Below are 14,425 nucleotides of genomic sequence, written 5' to 3' on the forward strand. Positions count from 1 at the left end.
TCAAAGTCTCAATACACAACACGCACCCCCCTAGCGGTAGGTTAAAGCCGCGCTGGGAGCGGCTTACAGAGCAAATTCATGAATTTCATGCGCTATACATATGTATTACAAAATTATCATTTAGACCAATAAAATCAAGCATTTTATGTATTGCATTTGCTATACGCTATTTCGGAAGTTATCGTTATCCTGAATTAGTCCCATATTTGGCTCAGAGAGGACCACCGTGGCGAAGACACTTCCAATACGTTTAAACGACGACCAAGAGGCTCGCCTTGAGCAAGCGGCAGCGTTGGCAGGCTACAAACACCTGTCCACCTACGTGCGTGACAAGGCTCTGGCCAACGAAAAATCGGGGAGCCGACAGACCGATTTGGACAGCTGGGCAGATCAGCAACGCATGCTTGGTTTGCTCGAAAACGTCAGCCAGGCTCAGGCGCAAAATCGCACCCTTTTGACCATTGCTGTCTACTTGCTGCGCCAAGGTTTACAGCAAGGAAAGGTCAACCAATTGCGTGCCGAACTCAGCCATCTGGTCGATACCGATCAGTTGATCAGTACGCTGTTGCCAGAGCTGGCCAGCGATATCGAACGTCTATCAGGAGAGGACAATGCATAAAAGAGAAGTCGATTCTGCAGTGATGACAGCGGGTTTCGGTTTGCCGATCGCTGGATGGGCAGCAGGCGTTTATTTGGCACAGATGCCGTTGACGCCATTCCCTGCAGCGTTCAAGGAAACGCTTCACAACGGCTGGCAGAACCCGATTGTACTGGGGGCCACAATTGCCACGTCAGCGGTCGCCGCTTCGCTGGTTTATTACCTGTACGAGTATTGTGACGATGGGTTCCGGGGCGAGCAGTACCAGGAATTTTTGCGGGGCTCGGAGATAAAAAACTGGCATACCGTCAAGGCAAAGGTGCGCCGCCGTAACGAGAAGACGAATCGCGAGCGGAAAAAGCGAGGGTTGGCCAAGTCTGAGCCGGTCATGATTGGCAAGCTGCCTATGCCTCTGCACCTTGAAGATCGAAACACGATGATCTGCGCGTCTATCGGTGCCGGTAAGTCGGTGACCATGGAAGGCATGATCGCCTCGGCATTGAAGCGTGGTGATCGCATGGCCGTTGTCGACCCAAACGGCACGTTCTATTCGAAATTCAGTTTCAAAGGCGATTACATTCTCAACCCATTCGACGCCCGCTCCGCTGGCTGGACCATCTTCAACGAGATCCGTGGCATCCATGACTTCAACCGGATGGCCAAGTCGATAATCCCGCCCCAGGTCGACCCGAGTGACGAGCAATGGTGCGCGTACGCTCGCGACGTATTGTCCGACACCATGCGCAAGCTGAAAGAAACCAACAACCCGAACCAAGACACGCTGGTGAATTTGCTGGTGCGGGAGGATGGCGACACCATCCGCGCTTTCCTGGCCAACACGGACTCCGAGGGCTACTTCCGCGACAACGCAGAGAAGGCAATCGCCAGCATCCAGTTCATGATGAACAAATACATTCGTCCGCTGCGCTACATGAGCAAGGGCGATTTTTCCATCTACCAATGGGTGAACGATCCTAATGCCGGCAATCTGTTCATCACTTGGCGGGAGGACATGCGGGACACCATGAAACCACTGGTGGCCACGTGGATTGACACCATCTGTGCAACGATCCTCAGCTCAGAGCCGATGACAGGCAAACGGCTATGGCTGTTCCTCGACGAGCTGCAGTCCCTCGGCAAACTGGAAAGCTTCGTTCCTGCGGCGACCAAAGGGCGGAAACATGGTCTGCGTATGGTCGGCAGCCTGCAGGATTGGTCGCAACTCAACGCCAGTTATGGCCGTGACGATGCGGAAACGCTGCTTTCGTGCTTCCGAAATTACGTCATTCTTGCTGCAGCGAACGCCAAGAACGCAGGCATGGCCAGCGAAATCCTCGGCTCTCACGATGTTAAGCGTTGGCGGAAATCCTACACCGCGGGCAAGTTGACCAGGACCGAGGAAGTCACGCGGGATGAGCCGGTGGTTCAGGCTTCTGAAATCTCCAACCTTCCAGATCTGGTCGCCTACGTGAAATTCGGTGAAGACTTCCCGATCACCAAGGTAAAGACGCCGTACATTGATTACAAAGAGCGCGCCCAGGCAATCATGATAACCGGTCAAGCCGCGTAACGAGGTAGCCATGTTCAATGTTACCTCTATCAAGGGGAGCAACCAGTACGCTGCAGCTGGCTACTACACAGCTGCAGACGACTACTACGCAAAAGAGTCCCCCGGCGAGTGGCAGGGAATCGGCGCCGAGCTTTTAGGCCTGGATGGGCCAATCGACCAGAAGGAGCTGGCCAAGCTTTTTGACGGCAAGCTTCCGAACGGCGAGCTGATGCCCAAGCCCGTCAACAAGGAAACAGGTCAAATAGTTAATCGTCGGATGGGTTTGGATCTGACGTTCTCAGCTCCGAAATCTGTGTCTATGCAAGCCCTGATCGCCGGTGACAAGGACGTGGTAGCTGCGCACGACCGCGCAGTAACCAAAGCGATGGAGCATGTCGAGAAACTGGCGCAGACCCGCCGAAAGGAACATGGCAAGTCCATGCTCGAACGAACGGGCAACCTGATCATCGGTAAGTTTCGCCATGAACTCAGCCGCGCCAAAGATCCTCAGTTGCACACCCACGCCGTAGTCATGAACGCGACACGGCGTGCAGACGGTAAATGGCGAGCAATACACAACGACGATATTTTCAAGATCCAACCGCAGATCGACGCCATGTACAAGGGCGAGCTGGCCAAGGAGCTGCGCGAGCTGGGCTATGAAATTCGGGTGTTGGACAAAGACGGGAATTTCGAGCTGGCCCATATTTCGAGGGACCAGATCGAGGCGTTTTCGAGCCGGTCCAAGGTGATCGAGGAAGCGTTGGCCAAGGACGGGAAAACACGAAGCAACGCCACGGCCTTGGAGAAACAAATTATTGCGATGGCCACCAGGCCACGCAAAGACGAGCGCGACCGTCATTTGGTCAAAGAATACTGGGTCATCAAGGCGCGAGATCTAGGTATCGAGTTCGGCGGCCGCAGTCAGCTTGATAACCGCGAGTACGGTAGGCGCTCAGAGAGCATCCATGCAGAACACAACCTGCCGGAAGGCATCACCGCTGGCCAAGCAGTGGTGCAATACGCCATAAACCACTTGACCGAACGTGAGCAGGTTGTCGGCGAGTCTGATCTGCGCACAGCTGCGCTACGGCGCGCTGTTGGCTTGGCATCGCCATCCGAAGTCGACGATGAAATCAAGCGTCTGGTGAAACAGGGAACGCTTATCGAATCTCCACCAACCTACACGATGGCCACAGGTAAGGATGGGACGGCGCTGTCACCTGCTGGGTGGCGCGCATTGCTGAAAGAACAAAAGGGCTGGACTGACAAGGAAGCCCAGCAGTACGTCAAGATGGCGATCACCCGTGGCTCTTTGGTTGAAGCTGAAAAACGGTACACCACTCAACGGGCGTTGAAACGAGAAAAGGCGATCCTCGCTATCGAGCGCAGCGGACGTGGCCTAGTCGCGCCGCTGTTGAGCAAGGAGCAGGTAGCAAAAGCACTTGAGGGCTCAACACTATCTGCAGGCCAGTACCAGGCCGTGGAAGTGATCGTCAGTACGAGCAACCGATTTGTTGGCATCCAGGGCGACGCAGGAACCGGCAAAACTTACTCAGTTGATCGCGCTGTTAAGCTGATCGAGTCAGTCAACAACGCCATGACCGAGCGGACTACAACGACCGATGCGGTTTTCCGTGTCGTTGCTTTGGCACCCTACGGCAACCAAGTAACCGCACTGAAAAACGAAGGGTTGGACGCTCACACACTCGCCAGCTTTTTCCATACCAAAGACAAGAAGCTGGACGAGCGGACAATCGTCGTACTCGATGAGGCAGGTGTAGTCGGCGCACGCCAGATGGAGCATCTGATGCGAATCATCGAGCAGTCCGGCGCCCGACTGGTCCAGCTGGGCGACACCAAACAAACGGAAGCTATCGAGGCTGGCAAACCATTCGCCCAGTTGCAGCAGAACGGTATGCAAACTGCGCGGATCAAGGAAATTCAGCGACAGAAGAACCAGGAACTAAAAATTGCTGTTCAGCATGCGGCTGATGGCAACCCGGGAAAGTCACTTGAGCATGTCAATCATGTTGAAGAATTCCGGGAGCCTGGCCAACGGCACCAAGCCATCGTTCGTGACTACATGTCGTTGACGCCGGAAGAACGCAAAGAAGTATTGATCGTCGCCGGTACGAACAAGGACCGCAAACAGATCAACGCAATGACAAGGGAGTCGCTTGGCCTCGTAGGCAACGGGAAAGAGCTGCCGACGCTCAACCGCGTCGACACCACACAAGCCGAACGACGGTACGCTCCAAGCTACAAAAAGGGAATGATCGTACAGCCCGAGAAGGATTACATAAGAACTGGCTTGTCCCGAGGGGAGCTGTATACCGTTGACCAGGCCCTGCCCGGAAACGTGCTGGTGGTAAAAGACAAGAACGGGAACCGCGTCGAGTTTAATCCTCGGAAGCTGACCAAGCTCAGCGTGTACAACCTTGAGAAACCTGAATTTTCCGTTGGCGATCTGGTGCGGATCACCCGTAATGATCAGAAACTGGATCTCACCAACGGCGACCGAATGCGGGTTGTTGGGAACGCCAATGGCGTCATCGAGCTGGCATCCCTCAAAGAGAAAGACGGCACGCCAGAACGAGTAGTGGCCCTTCCAACTAACCGACCATTGCATCTAGAGCACGCCTATTCCGCTACCGTCCACAGCGCCCAAGGTCTTACAAATGATCGAGTGATGATCTCCATCAACACGAAAAGCCGGACAACCTCACAAAACCTTTGGTACGTGGCCATCAGCCGGGCAAGACACGAAGCGCGCATCTATACCGACTCAATAGCCGGATTGCCTGCCGCCATTGCAAACCGATACGACAAAACTACAGCCCTGTCATTGCAGCAGGCGCGAGAGCGTCAGCGTAACGAGTCCATCAAGCCGCGCACGGTGTTGGACGGTAAGGCGCTGGAACGCAAACAGCGTTCCGCTCTGGACGGACCGAGCGCAGGTAAATCAGGCGTGTAGATGATTTTTTGAATTGTGATGAGAATATGGGGTTCCGGTATTGCCGGAACCTTTCGCATTTAGATGACAGGATTTTATGGCTGATTGGAAGAATATAGGCCAGGCCAGGTGGTATGACTGCAAGCTGGGGACCATGAGAGACGAGGACTTGGCTCAGCTTGTCGGTACGACAAAAAACGTAATTCGTTACCGGCGTCAGCTATTCGATATCGAAGCTTGGAATGTAAGAATGGCCATCGAGCCCTACCGGCATTTGTTGGGCATAGAATCAACTCGAACTGTAGCGCGCCTTTGCGGGGTTTCTGCCTACAGCGTTGATCAATACCGCAAATCTTTAGGGGTCAAGGCCAAGCCGGGACCGCCCCCACTCCCAAAGCCGAAGCGTTTCCCGGTCAACCATCCGTTACGTCGCTACAAGCCGCTCTTGGGCATAGTGCATGACCAGGACGTGGCAGATCTTGCAGGCGTTTCAAGAACAACGGTTCGTAACTGGCGCGAAGCGTTGGGGCGTGCGCCTGCTGATCCATTACCGAAGCAGCCAACCACGGCACAGCTAAAAAACTATGTCGGTCCGTGGCTGGGTTACGAATCATTGTCCGGCGTTTCCATCAGTCGCGCTATCGAATTCCGAAACAAGGTGATTGCCGAGCAGAGCTAGGATCGCCGCTGGCAGCCAGGGGTGCCCCCTGGACGGCAGAACAAAGCAACACCAAGGGCGCTGCCCTTGTCAACTCGCTGGGGTCGCCCAGGCCTCAGGTGCGCGGGGTGGTGAAGCTACCCCACACACCCCGGCGCAGACTGGGGGTCACTGCGCACCGTCAAGCAGAATACGCCTGCGGCGGTCCTGCGGAGGCGGGACCCACCTTCGGCGGGGCCCCCGCCATTCCACTTGACCGCGCTACGTTCTGACAGCATGGCGCGGAATCGCATTTATCGAAGGCAGCAAAAAGGGGGCAAAGCCCCCTTTTCTTAAAATCTACCTAGGTTCAATCTCGGCCCATTCCGCCAAGTCCCTTGGGCTGGTGCGAAGGCACCTTTTGTTCATGCTGCAGCTGACGATCTTTGACGATGCCCACACCGGCGAAAGGGTAACGAATGGACAAGTCTTTGCCAGGGTGGACAAGGCCGGACTTTGCACTGCTCAGCGCGGAGCGATCATGCGCAATGTGCGTGACGCGATCACCGTTCACGATCTGCTGTATGACTTGGTTCTCCTTGAACCCAACCACCTTGCCTTCGTAGGTTTTGCCAGCGACAGCGCGCTCGTACGCAGGCATATCCTTCGGTTTTGAATTGGCAAGTTCTGGTTCTGCAGGCTTACCAGCTGCAGCACCGGCATGCTCCTTTTTGCTCAGCTCAAGAGCGCCTTTGAACGACGCCTTGAAATCAGCTGCACCAGGTGCATTATCAAACGGCAAATCCTTGTATGGCTTACCTTCATGCACACCGGTGCCAGCGTACATTTTCGCACGATCACCGGGCTCCTGTACCAGGATCATCGGTTTATTGCTCAAGTCAGCCTTGAACCACGCTTCTCCAGCGGCCTTTGCGTCAGTGAATACCTGACGCTCTTTGCCTTCCTGATTGATGGTGTAGGTGGTCTGAGTAACGTCTTCTTTGGCCATGTCCTAATCCTCTTATCTGTCTTAGATCTGCAGCTATTGAACGCGGTTTAAACCCGCCCTATTCCAGCGGCGCCTTTCGGCAGGTGTTCCGGTGATCTTTGCCCATCCAGCTCCATGGCAGGCTTCGCTATGCCGACGCTTTCAGACACATAACGAATGCTCACTGACCTGTCACTGGTGAACACGTTGGCTTGCACGCTGTTGAGCGACGTGCGCTTGTGTTCAATCAAAACATCGTAACCATTGACCCGCGATGCTTGATAAAACGACTGGGAGTCGCGGTGAACGATTGGGCCCTCGTAGGCCCTGCCAATGTCAGGCTGAATAGCTGGACCGTACTTTTGAAACAGTTCGAAGGAGGGCTCACTACTGCGCTTGTGATCGGTTGCCCAGTCTTCGGCATTCCGTGGCGAAGCGTTCACATGCTCCGCCACGTTCTCACCAGGTCGCTTGCCTCCAGTCAGCTGATAAGCACCACGTTCACCCTGTTGCGTTCGATCCTTGTCCATTGGGTTTTCGTCTTTGTCCATTGGTAGACCCTCGCTCAATACTGTGGTTTGAAAGCTTTGCCCTGATCCCACCGGCTTTGCCAGTGGTTCAGGTATTGCTCGGCGAGATCGGCATCATTCCAAACCACCAATGCGTTCTCGCTGTTGCTTTTGGCGGCGGCAGCGGAGTAGTTGAAGCTTCCGGTTTCTACCGCTTTGCCATCCACAACGATGAACTTGTCATGGTGAATTGCGTAAGTGCTGATCGTGCGCGTCGGTATGCCAGCACGTACCAGGAGTGACAGCGCGTGTTTCCCCGCCCGCGAGCCGTTGCCCTGCAGGTTGCCCTGGTAATCAGCAACCACCGCCACATCGACCCCGCGCTGTTTCGCTGTGATCAATGCTTTCGCTACATCAGGACTGGTAAACACGTAGGCCGAGAGCCTGATCGAGCTGGAGGCTGAATCGATGGTTCGCAGTACCAGGTCGCGGGCAGATCCTTCCGGAGAAAACCCCACCTCGATGCGACGTGCACCGTCAACATCGACCGCCGCCGCTGAAGGCTGGGCGTCCGTTGACTGGTCCGCCCAGGCAATTGGAGACACCAAGCCTAAGAACGAGGAGAAGGCAAAAATGCGGACGGCGTGCAACTTAGAAACCATAGCGCGAGCCTCCCCACTTATCGTTTGCTTGTTTGGCCCCAGCCTGATCATCAACACATTGCGCCACGAAATCACCGCGAGCAGCGGCAGTGCGTGAAGGACTGAAGTTGCCGTGTTTGAATTTCACGATGCTGAAATAGCGCTTGAGATATTTGTCGCAATCACCGTCGCGGGACATGCCAAGCAGACAGAGAGTTGCCCCGCAAGCATCCTCATCACTGTTTTGCCCATACGAAAAGTCAGTAGGGGGTTGCGCGCCTGCTTGGGCAACACCGGCAAATGCCAAAGTCGCCAAGAGAGCTAAGAATTTTTTGCGCATTAGGATCTCCTTTTCTCGCATGCGAGAAATCAGTTGATTATCTGTACGAATGAAGGGGCCGTTTGTTCCTGCTGCACGGGCACTGCCGCTGGCTCAGCATTAGCTGTCGGAGCGTCGAAGGCTGTGAACTTCCGTTTCTCATCGGGCGCATCACCGGTATCCAACTGGACCTGAATCTGCGACTTCTGCTGCGCTTGAGGCTGTGCCTGTGCTATCGCCTGACCGTTTCCATCCGTGAAGGTCAACCACGGCCCTGCAGGCTGCTCAGAGGCTCCCTGAGCGCGCTTGCGCGCTTTAGAGGGTGACTTGGTGCTAGCGATTACAGGAATGGCTTGCGTGGCTTCCTGTACGTCGAACGCGGGCACAATCGGATCATCAGCCGTTGGTTTACTTGCACGGTCGACCACCCTTTCGACGTAGGACATTCCACCAGGGCTATCAGCATCGAAGCCAAGCCGCTCGTTACCGCTGTAATACATGGAAGTCGCTTTCAAAAGAGCTTCTTGTTCAGTAGCACTTGTTTTGAGCGCTTGGGTGTAATACTCAGTGAACAACTTGCTGATGGCCTGCAGGTTACGGCACGGTTCGAACACATCCTGATAGCTCAGGCCCCGGGCTCGCATGTTGGTCATCAACAATTGGCCCAGGCCCATCGCGTAGCGATGGCCGTCACGTTCCAATTTCTCCGCTGTGGCAATTGCTTCACTCAGGGACTTGGGCTGACGCTCAAGGCGAGTACCAACCACACCAATGGCATATGGGTTGAATGACGACTCATTACCGATCAAGGCTTTTAGCGTCGACGCATGGACGTTTGGCGCGCACTTAGCGGCCAAATCTGAAAAGCGTTGTTGCTGGGTTTCTTCTGCGGCAACGTGGCCGACAAGGCAGGCCGATGCAAGGATGGCCAGCGCGAATTTAGGCAGCTTTTGCATATTGCACCTCCGTGATGAAACGACGGCCATCAAAGCCGTATTCCCACTGGATCACTACGTCGATCAGGTGACGTGAGAATTCCACAAGTTGGTTTTTGGTCATGTCAGAGCCGCCACGCGATGCCATCGACGCAAGCCGGTCAAACATCAGGTCGGGGCTGTCCGAGTGGATAGTGCTGAATGAACCGCTATGGCCGGTGTTCAGCAATTCAAGATAGGGGTAAGCCTCAGCACCGCGAAGCTCGCCCATGATTGCGCGGTCAGGCGTAAGACGAAGAATCGACTCAAGGTGATCAAACGGCGTGACCCGCGCTTTGCCTTGGCCACCACGGGAATAGATCAAATGAACCACGTTCTCGCTTTTGAGACGGATCTCGCGGGTATCTTCGATTGTGACGATCCGCTCATTAGGGTCTACATGCTGCAACAGCATGTTGAGGAAGGTGCTTTTGCCCGCGTTTGTCCCTGCCGAAATCATGATGTTTTTGTGGGCCTTGACGCACCCAATGAAAAATTCCGACCAGCGCTTGGCGCGGTACAACTCGACCAGGTGATCATCGCTGTACTGATCTGGCGTGCGTGCCTCGTTGATCTGGTCAAACGCTCCCGAAGCGATGTATTGGTCCATCGTCAGCTGAACGCGGCCAGGTTTACGAATACAGACGATGCCGCCGATATGTTGCTCAACGGCAGGCGCAAGCACGCACTGGACCCGATAGTCGCCACGTTCCGAGTCCGCTACGTGGTCGCTCATGTCCATAGGGATGCGACCGGACAGGATCGGCGCATAAGCGTTGACCTCTTGCTCTGTATGCGCCGCAATCAACTCGGCCAGCGACTTGATCAGCGGAAGGGTGACGCCATCCACAACGACTGGGCGCATGAACCGGCTACCGCGATACGCGGCCCATACGTTGCCTGGACCATTAATAGCGATCTCGGATACCGCTGGGTCATCGAGCAGGAAATCAAAACTGCGCAGCTTTTGGCGGAACGAAGCAATCTCAGACATGGAAAAACCTCAGTTAATGAATTTCACGCCGCCGTTGTCAGCCTCTTTGGCTTCCTCGGCGAACTGTTCGGTGAAGTCCAAATCACGCTGCAGGTAGATCACCACGCGTGAGCCATGAGGAACGGTGACTGTTGGTTGAATGTTTGCGTACCGGCTAAGAATGGTTTGCGAGGACTCAGCAGCAGCCTGTTGCACTTCAGTACGGTACTGAGAGGCCGAGTTTTCTTGATCACCAGAGGAAACGCCGGAGTTGGAGGCACCCGCGCCGATGATCGAGACAGCAGCAGCAACACCGAAGATCTGCGCCCAGTGGTTATCAACGACACCACCCTGGCCAGCGGAGCCCAGCTGATCAGAGCCAGCGCTATCCAAAGCAATTTCCATTGCACGACGCCCCGGCAACTTGGGCATACGCAACCAGTTCCAAACGGTGAACAGGCGCTCTTGACCAGGTGAAAGACTGGCGTTGTAGCTTCCGCATACCGAAGACCCCCAAGGGATCATTACGCGGCGACCCTCCGCTGCATAAACGTCCTGTGCAGTGGTTACGCAAATCTGACCTGGCAATTGACTCTGCGCACGGGGCTGCAAAGTCGCCTCGATTGCAGCGCCCTGCAGAACCTTGTACTGCAAATTCTCCAGAGCCCGAGCTTTCGCCACCGGCACGCCGGTGGAGTAAGTCGACGATGCGAAATTCTCGTTTGCATTGCGGGAGACGCGCCCGGAATTACCCGAGTTACCGCCCAGCAACGACCCACCGGCTGGTGGTTGAGCTGGATCTTGATCGTCACGACCTTGCGCAAAACCATCGTCCTTTGCAGTTGCAAAGATCGCCGAGCGTTGACGCGCAGCGAGCATCTTTTTGCGCGCAACTTCTTCTTGAAATTCCAACGCTTGCCGCTGCTTTTCAGCTTCGCTCAAACCCTCTTGGTTGGTCTGACGCTCAGCTGTTGAACGGGGTGTGTCAGCTGGGGCGCCCGGCTCCCCATCGTTGCTAACTGGCTTTACCTTCGCCGCTTCGCGCTTGGGAGTAGGGTCTTGGACCTTCCGGCGCTCAGCAGCGACAATCTCATCGTTTTTTGCTGGGGCAGCTGGTTCACCACTGTCATGCTTGAGCCAGTAAACGAAACCACACGCCACAACTGCTGCGCCAATCATAAGAACGCCGCTGCGCTTTCCACCAGAACCAGCCTTTAGCATCGAGTTCGATTGCGACTCGTTCCACTCGGCCATTTCTTCTTCGCGGGTTTTGTCCGCTTGCTGATCAGTTGGTTTGATAGGTTCCTTCGCCATGGTTATGCCCCTCCCCCATCACGCGCACCCCGAGTAACAGTGCGTTTATACGGATTCGAAAGGTTTTCAACGCAGATGTAGGAATTGCCGCTGCGCACCACGAACATGCTGGCCAGGCGCTGAACCACCCAATACTCACCCTCGCGGCGAGCATTGACCATCGCCTCGGTGCCATCAGGCAGCACGCGGTAAAACTGCGGGAGATCCGCACCCTTCTTCATCAAAAACTTGGTGAACTGACCATCATCCATAACGCCCTGCAGGCCGATGGCTTCTTTGTCACCCGAATAGCCGTAGTTGATGTTCGGGGAAGAAGGAGTACCGGTGCTGGTGACTGGCCCAGTAGCCGCAGGCGCTGGGGTTTCCGCTGCATCGTTAAACGATGTGACACGGCTGGTCGGATAAACGAATCGGATCAAGTACGACTGACTTGTTTTCGCCTTCGTACTGTTGAGCTGAAAGTAATACGTCCGCTTGGATGTAATCACCGTCATGTTTGTGTCTGCATTGTCTTCCACGGGCTTCAAGAAAACCCGGTTACGGAATGGCATGCTCTGCCAGGAAATCGTGTCACCAAGTGCTACGACCTTGACCATTTCATCCGCTTCGAACTCAATGGATGTTTGGTATCCGTAAGTGCCGACCAGTTCGTAAATTTGGTTTGGGTCATAGGGCACTTGTTTGACACGGTTGTCAGAGGACAGAGCCCTCGGCAACTTTGCAGCTAGTGCATTAAATGCACACAAAGCCAAACTCAGGGTAATAGCTGTCGGTAGAACGAACTGTTTTTTCATGATTAGTTTCCTTGTGGGAATGAATTACTGGCGGCTCAGTTCTTCACTCTTACGGTATAAAGTTGCCAAGGTGCCAAACGGGTTTTCCCAACGATCACCCAAGGCTCTAGGGATCATCGTGTGTGCAACCTTTATAGTTGCCAGGTAGGAAGTAACCCTTGGCTCTTTGTCACCCCACTTGTGATTGGTTGAAATGAATATCACCTGATACTCATCGCCAATCTTGTTCATGCGCTTGGGTTGGGCTTCGATCCAGTCGTTTTCCCCGAGCGATGCGTATGGATTGCGCGCGTTATCGGGGCTGATCTCCTTCTCATATTCGACAGCGACATTGCGGGTCATGTACGTGTGGCAGGTATCGGACAGCTGTTGCTTGCGCCGAGGGTCAAAGGTGTTACAAGCACGAATGAAATCAAACAGAACGCCTTCGATGACAGCCTGCTCTTTGTCGACGTTTTCCGCCGTAACCGTGCGCTGCTTGAGCACTTCATTATCGGCGCCGATCACCGTCACCACATTGACGAACGTCTTTGTTTCAGCCAGGAACGCGATGGCTATGGTCGACCCCACCAGGGCTAGTGCGAAGGCACCGTTCAGAAAGTAACTACGGTTACGTTCTTGTTTTACCTTCTTGTGTTCGAGTTGACGCTGACGGCGCGCAATCTCATCTTTCTTTAATGTCTTGTCCATTGCTTATTTCCCCAATCCTACGGTTCGCAATGCCATCATCGCCAGTGAAGAACCACCGACTGTTGCGCTGGTAGCAATCGCAGCTGCCCACCCACGAACTTGCAACAAGCAGATGATCAACACGCCTTCAACGATGATAAGAGTTCCCCATTGTTGAGCGGTGATCAATGCAGCATCCGAAATGGTGGCTGTATTGGCGATCTCATCAATTGCTTGGCCGAAAATCGCATAACCAAAACGAACAATCGCGATGGACAATATGTAGATCAGCGATAAGTTCAGCATTTTGCTAAACCAGCTCATTGTCCATTGCCGCGTTTGTTCGAAAAATATGAAACCGAGCAGTATTGGCAATATGCACATAATTATTGCTGCGCCAAACTTGGCAATCAGCATATTCAGGATTGCAGCGATAAACAGAATGCAGTTCACCATAAACAAACCGGAACCCATGATGATCATGCCAAACTGACGCCAGCTAACGTTCATCAGCGTGCTTGCAACCTGTCCGACATTCACATAAAGCGCGTCAAGCATTGAAGTGCTATCAACACCTCGGCTCATGATTTGTGCCGCAATGGTTTCAGTCCAAGTACCCCAAATCTGATAGAGCGCCGACCCACCCGTTGACCAATTAAGCGTCAGGAAGACCATAAACGTGAGCATTGCCCGTTTAACAATGTCCCACGGCGCAACAGAGATTTTGCCGTTATAGGTCTGAATACCCAGGACTGCCCAATATGCGACGGCGATTGTCCAGACCAGAGGCTCTACCAAGCCAGCGAGATTTGGGAAGACCTCGGCGACAAAGCTAGTTGTCACCTCATCGGTCGCCCCAATCAGGCCCTTGAGGGTTAGGTCCGCCATGGATTCGATGCCCCGTACACAGACTTGAAGTGCGTGATGACCTCGGAAGAACGGAAGTCATCAGCGCCAAGTGCCACACCCGTTTCGGCTTTGATCTCTTTCGACGTTTTGTCGATGCAGCCAGCGACCAGGCCCCCTTTATACGATGGGCTCTTCATGTAGATCTCGGCGAAGCATGTCCCCGGAAACCACCTGGCCACATCAGCTTTAGTGGCTTTCAACAACGGGTTGCCAGAGGACGCTTCGATCCGTACTGGAGCATCGCCATTGGAAGCCGCAGGAGCCTCACTACCGAACTGAAAGGTGGTGGTGTTGACGTAGATGATGGTCCCCACAACAAAACCGGCGACGATCACGCACACGGTGTTGGTGACGGTGAAGAACTTAGACATTGCGGGCCTCCTTGGCCTGAATAACGAAAGGCTTGAACTCACACGCGCATGGCGACTTTTCGATCTTGCCGGTGTTGGTTACACAGCCCGACGCGGCCGATACGATGACTAGCAGCAGCATGAACTTGCCAAACCGGTAGAACAGCCACAGAGGCCCCCAGGCCGGTACGGTGAGGATCTTGAGAATCAGCCAAAGAGTTTTCATGTGATCTCCTTTTCTCGCA

General features: G+C 54.4%; 16 protein-coding genes. 4 read left to right on the forward strand and 12 right to left on the reverse strand.

Annotation, left to right across the window (positions count from 1 at the left end):
• Positions 1 to 226: 226 nt before the first annotated feature.
• The 4 genes from PFAS1_RS28970 (at position 227) to PFAS1_RS28985 (ending at position 5,782) form a co-directional block, all read left to right on the forward strand.
• Positions 227 to 619 (forward strand): hypothetical protein, encoded by a 393-nt coding sequence (locus PFAS1_RS28970; protein WP_011117448.1) that lies wholly within the window; start codon positions 227 to 229, stop codon positions 617 to 619.
• A complete protein-coding gene (locus PFAS1_RS28975) occupies positions 612 to 2,168 on the forward strand; it encodes a type IV secretion system DNA-binding domain-containing protein (protein WP_011117449.1) in 1,557 nt (518 codons plus the stop codon). The genes PFAS1_RS28970 and PFAS1_RS28975 overlap by 8 nt, the downstream gene beginning before the upstream one ends.
• A 10-nt stretch (positions 2,169 to 2,178) precedes the next feature.
• Positions 2,179 to 5,124: a MobF family relaxase gene (gene mobF, locus PFAS1_RS28980; RefSeq protein ID WP_011117450.1), complete on the forward strand. Its 2,946-nt coding sequence runs from the start codon at positions 2,179 to 2,181 to the stop codon at positions 5,122 to 5,124.
• 76 nt (positions 5,125 to 5,200) lie between these two features.
• Positions 5,201 to 5,782, forward strand: coding sequence for a hypothetical protein (locus PFAS1_RS28985; RefSeq protein WP_011117451.1), 582 nt, complete (start codon positions 5,201 to 5,203; stop codon positions 5,780 to 5,782).
• A gap of 328 nt (positions 5,783 to 6,110) precedes the next feature.
• On the opposite strand, the gene PFAS1_RS28990 is transcribed toward PFAS1_RS28985, so the two are convergent.
• Genes PFAS1_RS28990 through PFAS1_RS29045 form a run of 12 tightly spaced genes read right to left on the reverse strand, consistent with a single transcriptional unit; the run spans position 6,111 to position 14,406 of the window.
• Complete coding sequence (locus PFAS1_RS28990) at positions 6,111 to 6,749, reverse strand: KfrB domain-containing protein (protein ID WP_011117452.1); 639 nt, start codon at positions 6,747 to 6,749, stop codon at positions 6,111 to 6,113.
• Positions 6,750 to 6,796: 47 nt separating this feature from the next.
• Complete coding sequence (locus PFAS1_RS28995) at positions 6,797 to 7,279, reverse strand: KfrB domain-containing protein (RefSeq protein WP_011117453.1); 483 nt, start codon at positions 7,277 to 7,279, stop codon at positions 6,797 to 6,799.
• A gap of 14 nt (positions 7,280 to 7,293) precedes the next feature.
• Positions 7,294 to 7,899, reverse strand: coding sequence for a phospholipase D family nuclease (locus PFAS1_RS29000; RefSeq protein WP_011117454.1), 606 nt, complete (start codon positions 7,897 to 7,899; stop codon positions 7,294 to 7,296).
• Entirely contained in the window at positions 7,889 to 8,218 is a 330-nt protein-coding gene (locus PFAS1_RS29005; RefSeq protein WP_011117455.1) for a TrbM/KikA/MpfK family conjugal transfer protein, read from the reverse strand. Before PFAS1_RS29005 ends, PFAS1_RS29000 begins: the two co-directional genes overlap by 11 nt.
• Before the next feature lie 29 nt (positions 8,219 to 8,247).
• Complete coding sequence (locus PFAS1_RS29010) at positions 8,248 to 9,153, reverse strand: lytic transglycosylase domain-containing protein (RefSeq protein ID WP_011117456.1); 906 nt, start codon at positions 9,151 to 9,153, stop codon at positions 8,248 to 8,250.
• Positions 9,137 to 10,165, reverse strand: coding sequence for a P-type DNA transfer ATPase VirB11 (gene virB11 / locus PFAS1_RS29015; RefSeq protein ID WP_011117457.1), 1,029 nt, complete (start codon positions 10,163 to 10,165; stop codon positions 9,137 to 9,139). Before virB11 ends, PFAS1_RS29010 begins: the two co-directional genes overlap by 17 nt.
• Positions 10,166 to 10,174: 9 nt before the next feature.
• The gene (locus PFAS1_RS29020) at positions 10,175 to 11,458 is read right to left on the reverse strand and encodes a TraB/TrbI/VirB10 family type IV secretion system protein (protein ID WP_011117458.1); all 1,284 of its coding nucleotides are present in this window, start codon (positions 11,456 to 11,458) and stop codon (positions 10,175 to 10,177) included.
• 2 nt (positions 11,459 to 11,460) lie between these two features.
• Positions 11,461 to 12,252: a TrbG/VirB9 family P-type conjugative transfer protein gene (locus PFAS1_RS29025; RefSeq protein WP_011117459.1), complete on the reverse strand. Its 792-nt coding sequence runs from the start codon at positions 12,250 to 12,252 to the stop codon at positions 11,461 to 11,463.
• Between the two features lie 24 nt (positions 12,253 to 12,276).
• Entirely contained in the window at positions 12,277 to 12,942 is a 666-nt protein-coding gene (locus tag PFAS1_RS29030) for a VirB8 family type IV secretion system protein (protein WP_011117460.1), read from the reverse strand.
• Between the two features lie 3 nt (positions 12,943 to 12,945).
• On the reverse strand, positions 12,946 to 13,809 hold the full coding sequence (locus tag PFAS1_RS29035; RefSeq protein WP_011117461.1) for a TrbL/VirB6 family protein: 864 nt from the start codon (positions 13,807 to 13,809) through the stop codon (positions 12,946 to 12,948).
• Positions 13,797 to 14,201, reverse strand: a complete 405-nt coding sequence (locus tag PFAS1_RS29040) for a hypothetical protein (protein WP_011117462.1) — start codon at positions 14,199 to 14,201, stop codon at positions 13,797 to 13,799. The genes PFAS1_RS29035 and PFAS1_RS29040 overlap by 13 nt, the downstream gene beginning before the upstream one ends.
• Entirely contained in the window at positions 14,194 to 14,406 is a 213-nt protein-coding gene (locus PFAS1_RS29045) for a hypothetical protein (RefSeq protein WP_011117463.1), read from the reverse strand. The genes PFAS1_RS29040 and PFAS1_RS29045 overlap by 8 nt, the downstream gene beginning before the upstream one ends.
• Between the last annotated feature and the right edge of the window lie 19 nt (positions 14,407 to 14,425).

It is taken from the genome of Pseudomonas frederiksbergensis, assembly GCF_001952935.1.
Lineage (GTDB): Bacteria > Pseudomonadota > Gammaproteobacteria > Pseudomonadales > Pseudomonadaceae > Aquipseudomonas > Aquipseudomonas frederiksbergensis.

What these genes read in the sequence shown, in the direction of transcription:
- PFAS1_RS28975 (WP_011117449.1), top strand. Translation starts at nt 612, where the DNA reads ATGCATAAAAGAGAAGTCGATTCTGCAGTGATGACAGCGGGTTTCGGT.
- mobF (WP_011117450.1), top strand. Translation starts at nt 2,179, where the DNA reads ATGTTCAATGTTACCTCTATCAAGGGGAGCAACCAGTACGCTGCAGCT.
- PFAS1_RS28985 (WP_011117451.1), top strand. Translation starts at nt 5,201, where the DNA reads ATGGCTGATTGGAAGAATATAGGCCAGGCCAGGTGGTATGACTGCAAG.
- PFAS1_RS28990 (WP_011117452.1), bottom strand. Translation starts at nt 6,749, where the DNA reads ATGGCCAAAGAAGACGTTACTCAGACCACCTACACCATCAATCAGGAA.
- PFAS1_RS28995 (WP_011117453.1), bottom strand. Translation starts at nt 7,279, where the DNA reads ATGGACAAAGACGAAAACCCAATGGACAAGGATCGAACGCAACAGGGT.
- PFAS1_RS29000 (WP_011117454.1), bottom strand. Translation starts at nt 7,899, where the DNA reads ATGGTTTCTAAGTTGCACGCCGTCCGCATTTTTGCCTTCTCCTCGTTC.
- PFAS1_RS29005 (WP_011117455.1), bottom strand. Translation starts at nt 8,218, where the DNA reads ATGCGCAAAAAATTCTTAGCTCTCTTGGCGACTTTGGCATTTGCCGGT.
- PFAS1_RS29010 (WP_011117456.1), bottom strand. Translation starts at nt 9,153, where the DNA reads ATGCAAAAGCTGCCTAAATTCGCGCTGGCCATCCTTGCATCGGCCTGC.
- virB11 (WP_011117457.1), bottom strand. Translation starts at nt 10,165, where the DNA reads ATGTCTGAGATTGCTTCGTTCCGCCAAAAGCTGCGCAGTTTTGATTTC.
- PFAS1_RS29020 (WP_011117458.1), bottom strand. Translation starts at nt 11,458, where the DNA reads ATGGCGAAGGAACCTATCAAACCAACTGATCAGCAAGCGGACAAAACC.
- PFAS1_RS29025 (WP_011117459.1), bottom strand. Translation starts at nt 12,252, where the DNA reads ATGAAAAAACAGTTCGTTCTACCGACAGCTATTACCCTGAGTTTGGCT.
- PFAS1_RS29030 (WP_011117460.1), bottom strand. Translation starts at nt 12,942, where the DNA reads ATGGACAAGACATTAAAGAAAGATGAGATTGCGCGCCGTCAGCGTCAA.
- PFAS1_RS29035 (WP_011117461.1), bottom strand. Translation starts at nt 13,809, where the DNA reads ATGGCGGACCTAACCCTCAAGGGCCTGATTGGGGCGACCGATGAGGTG.
- PFAS1_RS29040 (WP_011117462.1), bottom strand. Translation starts at nt 14,201, where the DNA reads ATGTCTAAGTTCTTCACCGTCACCAACACCGTGTGCGTGATCGTCGCC.
- PFAS1_RS29045 (WP_011117463.1), bottom strand. Translation starts at nt 14,406, where the DNA reads ATGAAAACTCTTTGGCTGATTCTCAAGATCCTCACCGTACCGGCCTGG.